The organism is Pseudomonas sp. FG-3G, from assembly GCF_901007645.1.
GTDB classification, from domain to species: domain Bacteria; phylum Pseudomonadota; class Gammaproteobacteria; order Pseudomonadales; family Pseudomonadaceae; genus Aquipseudomonas; species Aquipseudomonas rhizophila.
This window is the reverse complement of the sequence record NZ_CAAKGZ010000036.1, coordinates 24,152-39,205: the sequence shown is the minus strand read 5'-3', so window position 1 is coordinate 39,205 and position 15,054 is coordinate 24,152. Positions and strand designations below refer to the sequence as shown.

General features: G+C 61.1%; 10 protein-coding genes. All 10 read right to left on the bottom strand.

Annotated elements, in window-relative coordinates; genetic code table 11:
* The 10 genes from PSEUDOMOFG3G_RS23320 to PSEUDOMOFG3G_RS23275 all read right to left on the bottom strand — a co-directional run bounded on the left by PSEUDOMOFG3G_RS23320 (nt 1) and on the right by PSEUDOMOFG3G_RS23275 (nt 15,042).
* The gene (locus PSEUDOMOFG3G_RS23320) at nt 1-2,934 is read right to left on the bottom strand and encodes a DUF748 domain-containing protein (RefSeq protein ID WP_139051184.1); all 2,934 of its coding nucleotides are present in this window, start codon (nt 2,932-2,934) and stop codon (nt 1-3) included.
* 119 nt (nt 2,935-3,053) lie between these two features.
* Complete coding sequence (locus PSEUDOMOFG3G_RS23315; RefSeq protein WP_139051183.1) at nt 3,054-4,070, bottom strand: class I SAM-dependent rRNA methyltransferase; 1,017 nt, start codon at nt 4,068-4,070, stop codon at nt 3,054-3,056.
* 134 nt (nt 4,071-4,204) lie between these two features.
* Nucleotides 4,205-6,142 carry an acetate--CoA ligase gene (acs, locus tag PSEUDOMOFG3G_RS23310; protein ID WP_139051182.1) on the bottom strand — a complete coding sequence of 646 codons (1,938 nt, stop codon included), beginning with the start codon at nt 6,140-6,142 and terminating at the stop codon, nt 4,205-4,207.
* A gap of 205 nt (nt 6,143-6,347) precedes the next feature.
* On the bottom strand, nt 6,348-8,012 hold the full coding sequence (gene pgi / locus PSEUDOMOFG3G_RS23305) for a glucose-6-phosphate isomerase (RefSeq protein WP_047229852.1): 1,665 nt from the start codon (nt 8,010-8,012) through the stop codon (nt 6,348-6,350).
* 316 nt (nt 8,013-8,328) lie between these two features.
* The gene (gene panD, locus PSEUDOMOFG3G_RS23300) at nt 8,329-8,709 is read right to left on the bottom strand and encodes an aspartate 1-decarboxylase (RefSeq protein ID WP_047229851.1); all 381 of its coding nucleotides are present in this window, start codon (nt 8,707-8,709) and stop codon (nt 8,329-8,331) included.
* Nucleotides 8,710-8,949: 240 nt separating this feature from the next.
* Nucleotides 8,950-9,810: a pantoate--beta-alanine ligase gene (gene panC / locus PSEUDOMOFG3G_RS23295; RefSeq protein WP_047229850.1), complete on the bottom strand. Its 861-nt coding sequence runs from the start codon at nt 9,808-9,810 to the stop codon at nt 8,950-8,952.
* Nucleotides 9,807-10,607, bottom strand: a complete 801-nt coding sequence (gene panB / locus PSEUDOMOFG3G_RS23290; protein WP_139051181.1) for a 3-methyl-2-oxobutanoate hydroxymethyltransferase — start codon at nt 10,605-10,607, stop codon at nt 9,807-9,809. The genes panC and panB overlap by 4 nt, the downstream gene beginning before the upstream one ends.
* Before the next feature lie 402 nt (nt 10,608-11,009).
* On the bottom strand, nt 11,010-11,495 hold the full coding sequence (gene folK / locus PSEUDOMOFG3G_RS23285) for a 2-amino-4-hydroxy-6-hydroxymethyldihydropteridine diphosphokinase (RefSeq protein ID WP_139051180.1): 486 nt from the start codon (nt 11,493-11,495) through the stop codon (nt 11,010-11,012).
* Between the two features lie 3 nt (nt 11,496-11,498).
* Nucleotides 11,499-12,896 carry a polynucleotide adenylyltransferase PcnB gene (locus PSEUDOMOFG3G_RS23280; RefSeq protein ID WP_047229847.1) on the bottom strand — a complete coding sequence of 466 codons (1,398 nt, stop codon included), beginning with the start codon at nt 12,894-12,896 and terminating at the stop codon, nt 11,499-11,501.
* 715 nt (nt 12,897-13,611) lie between these two features.
* Entirely contained in the window at nt 13,612-15,042 is a 1,431-nt protein-coding gene (locus tag PSEUDOMOFG3G_RS23275) for a sigma-54 dependent transcriptional regulator (RefSeq protein WP_076386346.1), read from the bottom strand.
* Nucleotides 15,043-15,054 lie beyond the last annotated feature (12 nt).

The following is a 15,054-nucleotide window of genomic DNA, read 5'->3' as shown; positions in this document are numbered from 1 at the left end:
TTATTCGGCATCCAGATGCATGGGGGTGATCACGCGCCCGTCGCTTTCGGCCTGACCGAGGCTGGCGTCGATGAAATACACACGGTCATCGGCCAATTGCCCTTTGTCCACCAGGAAATCCTTGATGCTGCTGGCGCGCTCCTGTCCCAGCTGGCGCAACAGCACTTCGTTGCCACTCCAGAACGAGATCACGCCTTCGCGCAGTTTTTCCGTGCGCGCCTTTTTATCCAGTTGCGTCCATTCGACCGGTGGCTGGGTCTTGAGACGGGTGCGATAGATGCCTTCGAGCAGCGGTGCCTTTTCATCCTCGGGCACCTCCAGCAGCGAGGCCTTGGCAGGGACTTTGTCGCCTCTGCGCTGCAGCATCTTGTAGTAGTTGTACTGGTATTCGCGTTCCAGACGCTGGGCGGCGAGCAGCGGACCGTCGCTGCTTTGGGCGGCGGTGCCTTCGATCTCCAGGCGCAACTCCGGACGTTTACCGAGGGCTTCGGACAACTTGAGCAGCGTGCCTTCGTTGTCCGGGTTCAGTTCGCTTGAGCCCGGGGCGAATGACACGCTGCCCAAGTCTTGCGAGGCACCCCCGGCCACCAGCCCACCGATGAGTTTGAATGGCGCCTGGGCCGCCCGTACCACTAGGTTGCGCAGGGTTTGCCAGACAATCGGCATCACGCTGAATTGCGGGTCATTGAGGTCGCCGGAAACCGGCAGCTCGATGGAAATCCTGCCTTCGGAATCCTTCAGCAGCGCGACGGCCAGCTTGAGCGGCAGGCTCACGGCGTCCGGGCTGTCGACCTTTTCCCCCAACTGCAGTTGCTCGACCACCACTTTGTTATCGGCCAGCAACTTGCCTTTGGTGATCCGGTAGTGCAGGTCGAGGTTGAGTCGGCCCTTGCGGATGCGATAGCCGGCGAATTTGCCGGAATAGGGTGTCAGGGTCGTCAGTTCGACCCGTTTGAAACTGGTGGCGATGTCGAGGCTGGCCATCGGGTCGAAGGGGTTGAGCGCCCCTTTGATGGTGACAGGCGCGTAGCGGTCGACCTTGCCGTTGATGTCCACGGTGGCCGGCTTGGCCTGGCGGCTGTCGATGGTGCCGATCTGGCCGTTGAGCTGCTGGATGGCCGTGGCGAAGTTCGGCGTCAGGCTGAAGTCGGCGAAGTTGGCCGAGCCATCGTTGATGGCAATGCCGCCGACGTGGATGCCCAGCGGTTTCTCCTGGGATGCCGGTTTTGCCGGGCTGTTGTTCGTACCACTGTCGGCCGGTTGCGGGATCAGCAGGTCATCGATGTTGGTGGTGCGGTCTGGGTTGATCATGAATCGCGCGTAAGGCTGGTACAGGTTGACCTTGTCGATCGACAGGCTGTCGCCGTGCTGATAGTTGAGCCCTTCGAGCACCAACTGTTTCCACTTGATGAAGTCCCGGGTCCTGAGGGTATCGAGGGTGTGCAGTTGATCGACCTGGGCTCGACCGGTGACGGCGAATGCCAGCGGCTCGGTGCTCTTGAGGTCCACCGCCAGGTCGCTGCCGAGCATCCCGGAGCGCAGTTCCAGGCGAATGAACGGGTTGATGTAGGCCTGGGCGACCCGCAGGTCGATGTCCTGGGTCTTGACCTTGAGCCGGGCGGTGATCGGGTTCAGGTTGACCTCGCCGTCAGCCAGGATCTTGCCCTGTTTGCCTATCCCGGTATCCAGCTTGAGGGTAAAGGGGGAGCCGTTGAGGGTGTCGTAGTTCTGCAGGTCGAGGTTCAGCGGGCCGACCTCCAGGGCCACCGCCGGCTGCGCCTGACGGTCGGCCAGGTGCACCTGGTAATTGCGCAGTTGCACGTCCTTCAACAGCACCTGCCAGGGCTTGCTCGGTGCCTGGGGTTCAGGCTCGGGCGAGTCGGCGGCTGCCGGGGCCGACGCCGGTTCGACCTTGACCTGCGGTTTGGCCGGCTGACTGGCGAAGAGTTTTTGCCAGTCCAGTTGCCCATCCGCCTCGCGCGCGGCCCAGGTTTCCAGCTTCTGGCTGCGGATCTTGCCGACGATGACTTGTTGCTTGGCCAGGTCGACGGTTGTCTCACTCACATCCAGGCGTTCGAGCTTCGCCAATGGACGGCCATCCGGCGCCTTGATGGAGAAGGGGGCCACGCTGACGGCCACGTTGTTGAGCAGCAGTTCGGTGCCCTTGGCCAGGTTGAGCTTGTAGTCGGTACTCAGGTTCAGCACGCCGTTTTCCAGCACCAGCGGTACCGCGTCGCGTACGTAGGGCCACCAGACTTTCATCTGGCCGTCGGTGACTTTGATCTTGCCCTCGGAGGCGATCGGCGTGAGGCTGAAGTTGCCGGTCCAGTCGACCCGGCCGCCTTGAGGGCTGACGGCCACCAGGGTCATGTCGGCGTTGTCGTCGGGCAGTGTGCTGAGGTTCTTGAGCTCGAAATCAAGGGTGTCGTACAGAAACTCGATGGGCTCGCTGGGACGCAGGTCCTGAAAATGCAGGTAACCGCCCGCCAGTTTGATCCGGTCGATTCGCAGGGGAAACGGCTTGGTGTCGGGGTCGGCCGGGGTGGGTTCGCTGGCCGGCAGCTTGAACAGGCCCAACAGGTTCAACTGACCGTCCTTGGCGAACATGATCTCGGTCTTGGGCTTGTCCAGCTCGATATCGGTCAGGTGCAGGGCACCGGACCAGAGGCTGTCGAGCTGCAGGTTGGTGTACAGCCGTTCGAAGGCGACCTGCTCCTTGCCCGGTTCGCCGACATTCAGGCCCCAAAGCGTGACTTCGAGGCTGAAGGGATTGAGCTCGATACGCTGAATCTGGGCTGGCACCGTTGCATGGTCGGCCAGTTGTTGATTGGCGATCCGCAAGGCGACACCGGGTAATATCAGAAAACCCAGCAGGCTGTAGAGGGCCAGTACGGTCAACAGGGCGCCGAAAGCGCGAATCAATCCTTTGGGCATGTGCGGCTTCATCTGGTGTGAATTCGGAGTGCCTTGGAGTATGGCATGCGTTTACGGTTCCGAAGCCACTGTGATTTATCAGATTTGTCCGTTTTCGGCGTAGGAGTTGAACCGCTGGTTCAGAGCTGAAGGATCAACGTCTTGAGTGGCGGCTGCTGGTCCCGCGAGGGGAAATCGCTGCCGGGTGCCAGTATTTTCCATTCGCGCACCGGGCGGCCGGCCTTTTCCGCGCAGCGCAGCACCTGCTCGCGCCAGTCGTCCATGGAGACTTTTGCCAGGTTGTTGCAACAGATCAGCACGCCATTTTCAGCGGTGGTGAGCAGCGCCGGCTTGAGCAGGCTCTGGTAATCGCGCAAGAGGTCGACAGTGCCGAACGCGCTCTTGGCCCAGGCGGGCGGGTCGAGCAGCACCAGGTCGTACTGGCGTTGCTCCAGGCGCACATAACCTGGCAGCTTCTGCCCGCGTCGCTGGCTGATGGGCAGGCCGGCCAGTTGGCGGATGGCCGGGAAGTAATCCGATTGCACGAAATCCATGGGCGGCAGATCAGGGTTGAGCAAACCGTTCTCGCGCCCCACCGCCAGGTTGCCTTCGGCAAAGTCCAGGTTGCACACCTCGCGCGCGCCACCGGCCGCGGCGCTCAGGCCGACGCCGCAGGTGTAGGCGAACAGGTTCAGCACGCTTTTGTGACGGCTGTGTTCCTTGACCCAGCCCCGGGCGTTGCGCAGGTCGAGAAACAGCAATGGATCCTGCCCGGCATGGCGCCCGCGCACGCGGTAGTTCAGACCCCATTCATGGCCGACGAGGTCTTGCAGGGCGGTTTCGTCAGCCTGGTAAACGGTGTCCTGGCGGTCGACGCGCGAATTGCCCCGGGCGCGATCGTTGTAGACCAGCAGGGTGTCCAGGCCCAGGCACTCGTTGACGATACCGTGCAATTGCAGCAAGGCATCGCGTTCCAGTGACTGATGGAAACTTTGCACCAGCAATTGCGGGCCGTAGCGGTCGACCGTCAGGCCAGGGGCGCCTTCCTGGCTGCCATGGAACAAGCGATAGCAATCGGTGCCTTGCTGGTGCAATTGGCCGAGCAGGTCCTGACGCTGATCGAGGGCGGCGCGCAGCGCCTGATTCAAGGAAGACATGCCGGGCGCGCCTTAAGGAAATGAGGCGCGGGAGTTTAGCAGTTTCTGTGGCGAGGGGATTTGTGGGAGCAAGCTGTGCTCCCACAGTCCAGCGACGCAAGGACTCGATGCCTCAGGGGAACCGAGTCATTCGCTCAGCGATTAAGGCGCTTGTCGATCAGCCCCTCCACCACGCTTGGATCGGCCAGGGTCGAGGTATCACCGAGGCTGTCGAGCTCGTTGCAGGCAATCTTGCGCAGGATGCGCCGCATGATCTTGCCCGAGCGGGTCTTGGGCAGTGCCGGCGCCCACTGGATCAGTTCCGGTTTGGCGAAGCTGCCGATCTCCTTGCTGACGTGGTCCAGCAATTCCTTTTTCAACGCGTCGTTGGCCTCGATTCCGTCCATCGGCGTGACGAAAGCGTAGATGCCCTGGCCTCTGAGGTCGTGGGGGTAACCGACCACTGCCGCTTCGGCGATGTTGTCGTGCAGCACCAAGGCACTTTCTATTTCGGCAGTGCCGATGCGGTGACCGGAGACGTTGATCACATCGTCGATGCGCCCGGTGATCCAGTAATCGCCATCTTCGTCTCGACGGGCGCCGTCGCCGGTGAAGTAATAGCCGGGGTAGGGCTTGAAGTAGGTGTCGACCATGCGGGAGTGGTCGCCATAAACGCTGCGAATCTGCCCCGGCCAGCTCGCCTTGATCGCCAGCACACCGCTGCCTGCGCCATGGATTTCCTTGCCGGTTTCATCCAGCAACACCGGTTGCACGCCAAACATCGGTCGGGTGGCGCAGCCCGGCTTGAGCCGCGGCGCACTCACCAGCGGGCTGAGCATGATGCCGCCGGTCTCGGTCTGCCACCAGGTGTCGACAATCGGGCAGCGCTGTTCGCCGACCACGTTGAAGTACCATTCCCACGCTTCCGGGTTGATCGGCTCACCGACGCTGCCGAGCAATCGCAGGCTTTTGCGCGACGTTTCCTGCAACGGTCCGGCACCTTCGCGCATCAGCGCTCGCAGGGCGGTCGGCGCGGTGTAGAAAATATTGACTTGATGTTTGTCGATCACCTGCCAGAAGCGCGAACTGCTGGGGTAGCTCGGTACGCCTTCGAAGATCAGCGTGGTGGCGCCGTTGGCCAGCGGGCCGTAGACGATGTAACTGTGACCGGTGACCCAGCCGACGTCGGCGGTGCACCAGAACACTTCGTTGTCGCGGTAATCGAGCACGTACTTGAACGTCATCGCCGCTTGCAGCAGATAACCACCGGTGGTGTGCAGCACGCCCTTGGGCTTGCCGGTACTGCCGGAGGTGTAGAGGATGAACAGCGGGTCCTCGGCGTCCATCGGTTCCGGCGGGCAATCGTCGCTCATGTCGTGCATGGCCTGGTGGTACCACAGGTCGCGGCCTTCGACCCAGGCCACTTCGCCCTGGGTGCGCTCGACCACCAGCACGGTGCTGACGTTCGGGCAACTTTCCAGGGCCTTATCGACGTTGCGTTTGAGCGGTATGAATCGTCCGCCGCGCACGCCTTCGTCGGCCGTGATCACGGTGCGGCAATCGGCGTCGAGAATCCGGTCGCGCAGCGAATCCGGCGAAAAGCCGCCGAACACCACCGAATGCACCGCGCCAATCCGTGTGCAGGCAAGCATGGCGTAGGCCGCTTCAGGGATCATCGGCATGTAGATGCAGACCCGATCGCCTTTCTTCACGCCGCGGCTTTTCAGCACGTTGGCCAGGCGGCAAACATGGTGATGAAGTTTTTTGTAGGTGATTTCTGCCGATTCGGCGGGGTTGTCGCCTTCCCAGATGATCGCCGTCTGGTCGCCACGTGTCTCCAGGTGGCGGTCGATGCAGTTGGCGCTGACGTTCAGCTTGCCCCCGGCGAACCAGGTGGCGTCGCCGATCTTGAGGTCATAGCGCTGGACGGTTTGCCAAGGCGTCATCCAGTCGAGAAAGCGCGTGGCCTGCTCGCCCCAGAAAGCGCTGGGATGTTCGATGGATTCTTTGTAGAGCCGCGTGTACTCGTCCTGACTCAGTTGCGCAGCCCGGCGGACGGCATCGGCTTGGGGGTACTGGCTGATATCGAACATGACGGTTCCTTATTCTTGTTTTTGCGACAAGTCATAAAGATGCGCCGAGTAGCCGGAGGGTTCAAGTCATGTACAAATCAACTGTGGGAGCGAGCCTGCTCGCTATGGCGCTGTGTCAGTCAACATCTGTGTCAACTGATCCACCGCCATCGCGAGCAGGCTCGCTCCCACAAAGGTAACGCGGGCCTTGATAACTACTTGAGGATCAGCCGCGATGACGCCCGCGGAAGTAGTTGATCAAGCCCTGGGTCGAAGGGTCTTCGGCCGCGCTTTCTTCGCTGCCCACCAGACGGTTGTAGACGCCCTTGCCCAATTCCTTGCCCAGCTCCACGCCCCATTGGTCGAACGCGTTGATACCCCAGACCACGCTTTGCACGAACACTTTATGTTCATACAGCGCTACCAATGCGCCAAGGCGACGTGGGCTGATGCGTTCGACCACCAAGGTGTTGCTCGGACGGTTGCCCGGGATCACCTTGTGGGAGGCCAGTTTCTGCACGTCTTCTTCGCTCGCACCTTTGTCACGCAGTTCCGCTTCGGCTTCGGCGCGGGTCTTGCCCAGCATCAATGCCTGGCTCTGGGACAGGCAGTTGGCGTACAGCCACTGGTGGTGATCGGAAACCGGGTTGAAGCTGACGATCGGCACGATGAAGTCTGCCGGGATCAACTGGGTGCCCTGGTGCAGCAACTGGTGGTAGGCGTGCTGACCATTGCAACCGACGCCGCCCCAGATCACAGGACCTGTGTCGGTAGACACCGGCGTGCCGTCCTGGCGCACACTCTTGCCGTTGGATTCCATGTCCAGTTGCTGCAAGTGCTTGGTGATGTTGCGCAGGTAGTGGTCGTACGGCAGGATCGCGTGGCTTTGCGCGCCCCAGAAGTTGCCGTACCACACGCCCAGCAGCGCCAGTAGTACCGGCATGTTCTGTTCGAACGGCGCGCTCTGGAAATGCTGGTCCATGGAATAGGCGCCGGAGAGCAATTCCTTGAAGTTCGACATGCCGATGGCCAGGGCGATCGGCAAGCCGATGGCCGACCACAGCGAGTAGCGCCCGCCGACCCAATCCCACATCGGGAAGATGTTTTCTTCGCGGATGCCGAAAGCCACGGCGGCGGCGTTATTGCTCGATACGGCGATGAAGTGGCGGTACAGCTCGGCTTCGGAGCCGCCCTGGGCCAGGTACCAGGCACGGGCAGCCTGGGCGTTCTTCAGGGTTTCGAGGGTGTTGAAGGATTTCGACGAGACGATGAACAGCGTGGTCTCGGCGCGCAACTTCATGGTCAGTTCATGGAACTCGCTGCCGTCGATGTTCGCCAGGTAGTGACAGCGCACGCCTTTTTGCGCGTAAGACAGCAGCGCTTCGGAGACCAGTTCCGGGCCGAGGAAAGAGCCACCGATGCCGATGTTCACCACGTCGGTAATCGGTTTCTCGGTGTAGCCGCGCCACAGGCCGTCATGGATGCGCCCCACCAGATCAGTGATCTGGTTCAACACCTTGTGTACGTCGGGCATGACGTCGGCGCCGTTCACCAGCAGTTTATCGCCCACAGGGCGGCGCAGCGCGGTATGCAGGGCCGGGCGGCTCTCGGAGGCATTGACGATTTCGCCTTCGAACAGCGCCTTGATCGCGCCCTTGAGGTCGACTTCATTGGCCAGGCACACCAGCAGGTCACGGGTCTGGGCGTTGATCAGGTTCTTTGAGTAGTCGAGAAACAGGCCGCAGCTCGACAGAGTGAATTGATTGAAACGCTGCGGATCGGCATGGAACGCTTCGCGCATGCTGAAATCCTGCATGGCTTTGCGGTGGTCATTCAGCGCTTGCCAGGCAGGCAGAGCGGTCACGTCGTGAGGGGTTCGGTAATACGCCATCGCTGCGGGTTTCCTTTTTACTTGAACGACCTTTTGTACACTAAAAATTCCGGCATGGCCTCAGGGGGCGTCCGGACAACTGCGTCGACACGATCTATGGGCACAGGGCGACTACAGTAAACCTCGCGTTGCGATCTGTCTTGGCTTTGTCAGACCGTTTCCCGGTACTTTTTTATACAACAGGGGCGGGATTGGTCCGACAGACGGAAGCGCGGCGATGTTCCCTGGCACAAAGTCCCTATTCTGGGGAATGCCCGCTGTGGGAGCAAAGCGTGCTCCCCAAGCTTGCACACCGAGGGAGCGGCACAGGGTTCGGTCAGGCGACCTGAACCGGGATGGCATTGCTGGTGTGGCTCAGTTCGTTGCCCGGGGCCATGTACAGCATGCGGGGCTTGAAGTTGGCCAGTTCGGCTTCGCTGTAATGGGCGTAGGCGCAGATGATCACCCGGTCACCCACCTTGGCCTTGTGCGCCGCAGCGCCGTTGACCGAAATCATTCGCGAGCCTTCTTCGCCACGGATTGCATAGGTGGTGAAGCGTTCACCGTTGTCGACGTTGTAGATCTGGATCTGTTCGTATTCGCGGATACCCGACAGGTCCAGCCACTCACCATCAATGGCGCAGGAGCCTTCGTAGTCGAGCACGGCGTGAGTGACTTCGGCGCGGTGCAGCTTGGCCTTGAGCATGATGGCGTGCATGAATGTTTCCTCTGGTCGGGTCCGAACGGCGGGCAGTTTGCCCGAAGGCTCTGGAGGCAGCAATACACAAGAGATGTGAGAATGCAGTCTGTAAAACACCGTCTATCCCTTGTGGAAGCGAAGGCTGTGGGAGCAAAGCTTGCTCGCGATGACGCCGTCAAATTCAACACATATGTCGACTTTTAGACTGCTATCGCGAGCAAGCCTGGCTCCCACAAGGCCCCCATTGGGCTAGGGTGTTCAGGCGAGTGCGTCGAGGTCCAGGTGCAGGTTATCGATCAACCGGGTGGTGCCCAGGAAAGCGGCAACCAGAATCACCAGATCACGATCCTCGGCCGTGGCCGGACGCAAGGTACGGGCGTGGCGGACTTCCAGATAATCAGGACGCAAGCCGGCAGTTTCCAGTTGCTTGACCTGCTCGGCCACCAGCACCGGGAAATCCCGCCGCCCCAGCCTGATCGCCTCGGCAATCTGGCTCAGGCTGCGATAGACCACGGGGGCCACCGCGCGTTGTTCAGGGCTGAGGAAGCCGTTGCGTGACGACAGCGCCAGACCATCTTCGGCGCGAACGGTCGGCTCACCGATGATCTGAATCGGCATGTTCAGGTCATGGACCAGCGCGCGGATCACCGCCAGTTGCTGGAAGTCCTTCTGGCCGAACACCGCAAGGTCAGGCTGGACCATGTTGAACAGTTTGCTGACCACCGTTGCCACGCCCTCGAAATGCCCCGGACGGCTGGCGCCGCACAGGCCTTCGGACAGTTGCGGGACACTGACCCGGGTCTGTCCGGCCATGCCGTCGGGGTACATCTCTTCGACGGTTGGAGCGAACAGCAGATGGCAGCCGGCCTGGAGCAGTTTTTCCTGATCGGCAGCCAAAGTGCGCGGGTATTTGTCCAGGTCTTCGCCGGCACCGAATTGCAGCGGGTTGACGAAAATGCTCGCCACCACGAAGTCGGCCCGCTGCGCCGCTTTGGTGATCAGCGCCATATGGCCGCTGTGCAGGTTGCCCATGGTCGGCACGAAAGCAATGCGTTTGCCTTCGCTGCGGGCGCGGGCCACGGCGGCCCGCAGTTCGCGTACGGTTTTGACGGTGTTCATGCAGAAAATCCGTGCTCGACGCCAGGGAAGGTCGCCGCTTTGACTTCGGCAACGTAGGCGCCCAGGGCGGCCTGGATGGTCGCTTGCCCGGCCATGAAGTTCTTCACGAACTTGGGTACGCGACCGGTGATCGACAAGCCGAGCATGTCATGCAGCACCAGTACCTGGCCGTCGGTGGCGCTGCCGGCGCCGATGCCGATGACCGGGATCTTCACCGCCTGGGTGATTTCCTCCGCCAGTTCGCTGGGCACGCATTCGAGCAGCAACATCGCGGCACCCGCCTGCTCCAGCGCGATCGCATCGGCGCGCATCTGACGGGCCTGGTTTTCATTGCGGCCCTGAACCTTGTAGCCACCGAGGATGTTCACCGCTTGGGGCGTCAAGCCCAGGTGTGCGCACACCGGGATGCCGCGTTCGGCCAGCAGGCGAATGGAATCGGCCAGCCACAACGCGCCTTCTACTTTCACCATGTGGGCGCCGGCCTGCATCAGCATGGCGCTGTTGGTCATGGTTTGTTCGAGGGTGGCGTAGGCCATGAATGGCAGGTCGGCAAGGATCAGTGCATCGGTGTTACCGCGTTTGACGGCGGCCACGTGATAGGCCATCTCGGCGGTGGTCACCGGCAGCGTGCTGTCGTGACCTTGCAGCACCATGCCGAGGGAATCGCCCACCAGCAGCACTTCGACACCGGCCTCATTGCAGGCGTGGGCGAAGGTTGCGTCATAGCAGGTCAGCATGGTGATTTTTTCACCTTTTTGCTTGAGACCTTGCAGCGTGATCAGGGTAATAGCTGGCATGAAAAAGTCCTCATTAGGCGCCAGGGGATGTTCTCAATCGGTTTCCCTGACTGAGAACACCTCCTTGAACTACTGCGAGTAACGCGCATGATTCGTCATTTATACAGGCGCACCCTCTATGCGTGGTGCTTGTAAGGCCTGGATTGCGCCCTTTAGCGCCGCGTTGGCGGCGACGGGACGCCTATAGTCGTGAGGAGTACCCGGGAAGTCAATTGGATGTGTTACCGCCGGGTGTTACCGGGGTTACTGATGCGTTTCAGCGTGGGGGAGAGTCTCGAAAGTGACTGTAGGGTCCGAATCTTGTGGGAGCGAGCCTGCACGCGGTTGCGGTGTGTCAGTCGACATTTGCAATGGTTCAATCACCGCTGTCGCGAGCAGGCTCGCTCCCACAGGCTATCTACGTCAGTTGGAGGGCAAGCGTTCCAGGCCGACAAACGGGCACGCTGCAAGCAGGTCCTTGAGCAGCCTTCCATCGGCCAGGCGCAGGTCGGCGGGTGCCAGTTCTGCGAGGGGATAGAGTACGAAGGCCCGGGCGTGCATGTGGTAGTGAGGGACTTTCAGGCGGGGCTCGTCGATCAGGCGATCGCCGAACAGGAGAATGTCCAGGTCCAGGGTACGCGGACCCCAGCGCTCCAGGCGTTCGCGACCTTGCCCGGTTTCGATGGCTTGCAGCGCATCGAGCAGGTCCAGCGGCGCCAGGCGACTGTCCAGCGCCGCGACCGCATTGGTGTAGCGTGGCTGGCCAGGCAGCAGGGAGTCGCTCTGGTAGAACGCTGACACGCCCGTCAGTTGCGTGTCGGGCAGTTGCGCCAGCGCCTGGACAGCGCTGCGCAATTGTTCGGAGGGCTCGGCGAGGTTGCTGCCCATGCCGATGTAGATGCGCTCCATCGATTACTCGTCCGAAGCGCTCGGGACACCGGCACGTTTACGCTTGGCGCCGCTGCTGCGACGACGCTTGCGCGGGCCGCTGGCACCGTCGTCCTTACCACTGAGTTCGCGGATCATGTCGCGGCGCTCGCTGTCGTTGGCGTCCTGGTAGTCAGTCCACCATTCACCGAGGCCATCGGTTTGTTCGCCGGCGCTTTCACGCAGTAGCAGGAAGTCGTAGCCAGCCCGGAAACGCGGGTTGTCCAGCAGCAGGTCGGCACGTTTGCCGCTGCGCCGTGGCAGGCGTTCCTGCATGTCCCAGATTTCGCGGATCGGCATCGTGAAGCGTTTCGGAATCGCGATACGCTGGCACTGTTCGCTGATCAGCTCGTGGGCGGCTTCCTGCATGGCAGGGATTGGCGGCATGCCGCGCTCCTGCAGGCGCAGCACCCGGGCCGGGAGGGCAGGCCAGAGCAGTGCGGCAAACAGGAAGGCCGGGGTCACCGGTTTGTTCTGCTTGATGCGCAGATCGGTGTTGATCAACGCTTCGCTGATCAGGGTGTGGGTGTAGGTCGGGTTGTGCTCCAGCGCTTCGGCGCTGGCCGGGAACAGCGGGTCGAACAGTTGCAGGTCCACCAGCATTTCAAAGGTGTCCGCCGCGTTGCCCGACAGGAACAACTTGAGCACTTCCTCGAACAGACGGGCCGACGGGATTTCCCGCAGCATCGGCGCCAATTCGCGGATCGGCGTGGCGCTGTGTTTTTCGATGCCGAAATCCAGCTTGGCGGCGAAACGCACGGCTCGCAGCATGCGCACCGGGTCTTCCTGGTAACGCTGCTTGGGGTCGCCGATCAGGCGGATCAGGCGATTGCGGATGTCGTGTACGCCATTGGCGTAGTCGAGGATGCGTTCGCTGACCGGGTCGTAATACAGGGCGTTGATGGTGAAGTCGCGGCGTTGCGCGTCTTCTTCCAGCGTGCCGTAGACGTTATCGCGCAGGATGCGCCCGCTCTCGTTGCGCGAAGACTGGCTACTGTCTTCTTCTTCATCGTTTTGCGGGTGGTTGGCGCGAAATGTCGCCACTTCGATGATTTCGCGGCCGAAGTGGATGTGGACCAGCTTGAAGCGCCGGCCAATGATCCGTGCGTTGCGAAATTCGGCGCGGATCTGTTCCGGCGTGGCGCTGGTGGCGACGTCGAAATCCTTGGGCGTGATGTTGAGCAGCATGTCACGCACACATCCGCCCACCAGATAAGCCTGGTAGCCGGCGTTCTGCAGGCGTTCGACGATGTTCACCGCGTAACGGCTGAACTGGGCCTTTTGCAACGAATGCTGGCCACTGTTGAGCACTTCAGGCGTGCTGCGAATGTGTTGCGTACGACGCAAGGGAGAACGGAATGACTGGAACAGCTTCTTCAGCATGGGATGCACTGTTTGAAGGAATATTCGGCCAAAAACGAAGAGTGACCGCATGATGGGCGGGGATTCTAGCATTTAGTCGAGGGATGGTGTAGGACGGAGCAGTTTTGAGCTGCAAGCTTGAGCGACAAGCCTTGTAGGCTTTAAGGGAAGGGGAATGCCGGAAACCACAGGGGGAGCCGAAGCTCCCCCAGAATTAGTTGCGTGCTCTGTTTTTATTATTGATTTCGGGCTTCTTGTTTTTGTTGAGTGCCCGCGCCACGAGGTTTTCCCTGCGTGACACTCCCATTCGGGAGTCAAGAGCAAACGGATTGCTTTGGTCGCTGTGTTGCAGTGATCAATCGATCCAACCAGTTCAGGCACCTGTCTTGGGACAGTTTTATTGTTCTCGGCCTGGTTGTGGGGCAAGCCCCAAATACAACGCCTCTCCAAAAGAATCAGTTAGCTGCGCCTCTCGCCGTCTTGTTTTTATTGTGCGTGAGTCGATTCGTCTTATTTTTATTGTCGTTTACACGGTTTGTTATTGTTCTTGTACCAAAGCTATAGCAGGGTGCGTGCCAACTTTTGCGAACCCTAGCAAAGTCGGGGGGCTGGCGGGGTTGCTGGTTTTTTCGGGGCGAAAAAAAGCCGGGGTTTCGTTACCGTAAACCCCGGCTTCTGTTACGTGAAAAAGCTGAGGTAACAGTTTTTTCACAATGGGCGGTGTTACCCGCGCACCTCAGCTTTCGCTGGCGACCCCGGTCTTGCGGCGTGGGATACCCAGGCGCTGGCGGCGTTCCCACAGGCATTTGCGGCTAACCCCCAGCTTGCGCGCCAGTTCGGTCTCAGTCATGTGGTCCTGGTGTTCGAGGACGAAATGCTGGAAGTAATCTTCCAGGGACAAGTCTTCGGTAGGCTCGTGACTGGAGTTGTTGGCACCACCCTGTTGCGGGGCCAGGCCGATGAACTCGTCATCGTCCAGGTCACTGAGCTCGATGTCGATGCCTAGCAGGTCGGCCGAGATTTCCGGGCTCTCGCAGAGGATCACTGCTCGCTCTACCGCGTTTTCCAGCTCTCGAACGTTACCCGGCCAGGCGTAGTGACGGATGGCCTGTTCGGCATCCGGGGCGAACTTGAGATCGGTGCGGTTGACCCGCGCGCTCTGGCGGGCAAGGAAAGCATTGGCGATTTCGTTGACGTCGGCGCCACGCTCGCGCAGGGCCGGCAGCTTCAAGGCGATGACGTGCAAACGGTAATACAGGTCTTCACGGAACTGGCCGATCTTCGCCAGGCTCTTGAGATCGCGGTGCGTGGCCGCGATCAGGCGCACGTCGACTTTCTGCGACTGCACCGACCCGACCCGACGGATCTCGCCTTCCTGAAGCACCCGCAGCAAACGTGCCTGGGCTTCAAGGGGTAGTTCACCGATTTCATCGAGGAACAGCGTCCCGCCGTCCGCCGCTTCCACCAGCCCGGCGCGCCCGGCGCTGGCACCCGTGAACGCACCCTTTTCGTGACCGAACAGTTCGGACTCGATCAGGCTTTCCGGGATCGCCGCGCAGTTCACCGAAATCATCGGGGCCTTGGCCCGTCGGGACAGGTTATGCAGCGCACGGGCTACCAGCTCCTTGCCGGTGCCGGACTCGCCCTGGACCAGGACATTGGAGTCGGTGGGCGCCACTTTGCGGATCTTGCTGTACAAGTCCTGCATGGGCGGGCAGGAGCCGATGATGCCGATTTCGCCGTTATGGTTGCCGGCGCCGCCTTTGGTGGAGGCTGTCGCCTTGCTCGCCGGTTCCGGCGCATGGCTGGCCGCCGTCTGTCGGTCGCGCAGGATGCGGGCCACGGCCTGGAGCATCTCGTCGTGGTCAAACGGCTTGGCGATGTAGTCCACCGCGCCCATTTTCATGGAGTCCACCGCCGAGCGCAGGCTGGCGTAACTGGTCATGATCAGTACCGGCGTGCCCTGGCCGAGCTTGATCAGTTCGGTGCCGGGGGCGCCAGGCAAGCGCAGGTCGCTGACGATCAGGTCAAACGTTGGAATGCTGAAACGTTCTTGTGCTTCCTGCACTGAACCGGCTTCGCTGACCTGGTACTGATTGCGTTCCAGCAGGCGGCGCAAGGCGGAGCGGATAATTGTTTCGTCTTCGACGATCAAAATGTGCGGCATTGATTCGATTCT

Coding starts and splice junctions, on each gene's coding strand:
- PSEUDOMOFG3G_RS23320 (WP_139051184.1), bottom strand. CDS start 2,934: ATGCCCAAAGGATTGATTCGCGCTTTCGGCGCCCTGTTGACCGTACTG.
- PSEUDOMOFG3G_RS23315 (WP_139051183.1), bottom strand. CDS start 4,070: ATGTCTTCCTTGAATCAGGCGCTGCGCGCCGCCCTCGATCAGCGTCAG.
- acs (WP_139051182.1), bottom strand. CDS start 6,142: ATGTTCGATATCAGCCAGTACCCCCAAGCCGATGCCGTCCGCCGGGCT.
- pgi (WP_047229852.1), bottom strand. CDS start 8,012: ATGGCGTATTACCGAACCCCTCACGACGTGACCGCTCTGCCTGCCTGG.
- panD (WP_047229851.1), bottom strand. CDS start 8,709: ATGCACGCCATCATGCTCAAGGCCAAGCTGCACCGCGCCGAAGTCACT.
- panC (WP_047229850.1), bottom strand. CDS start 9,810: ATGAACACCGTCAAAACCGTACGCGAACTGCGGGCCGCCGTGGCCCGC.
- panB (WP_139051181.1), bottom strand. CDS start 10,607: ATGCCAGCTATTACCCTGATCACGCTGCAAGGTCTCAAGCAAAAAGGT.
- folK (WP_139051180.1), bottom strand. CDS start 11,495: ATGGAGCGCATCTACATCGGCATGGGCAGCAACCTCGCCGAGCCCTCC.
- PSEUDOMOFG3G_RS23280 (WP_047229847.1), bottom strand. CDS start 12,896: ATGCTGAAGAAGCTGTTCCAGTCATTCCGTTCTCCCTTGCGTCGTACG.
- PSEUDOMOFG3G_RS23275 (WP_076386346.1), bottom strand. CDS start 15,042: ATGCCGCACATTTTGATCGTCGAAGACGAAACAATTATCCGCTCCGCC.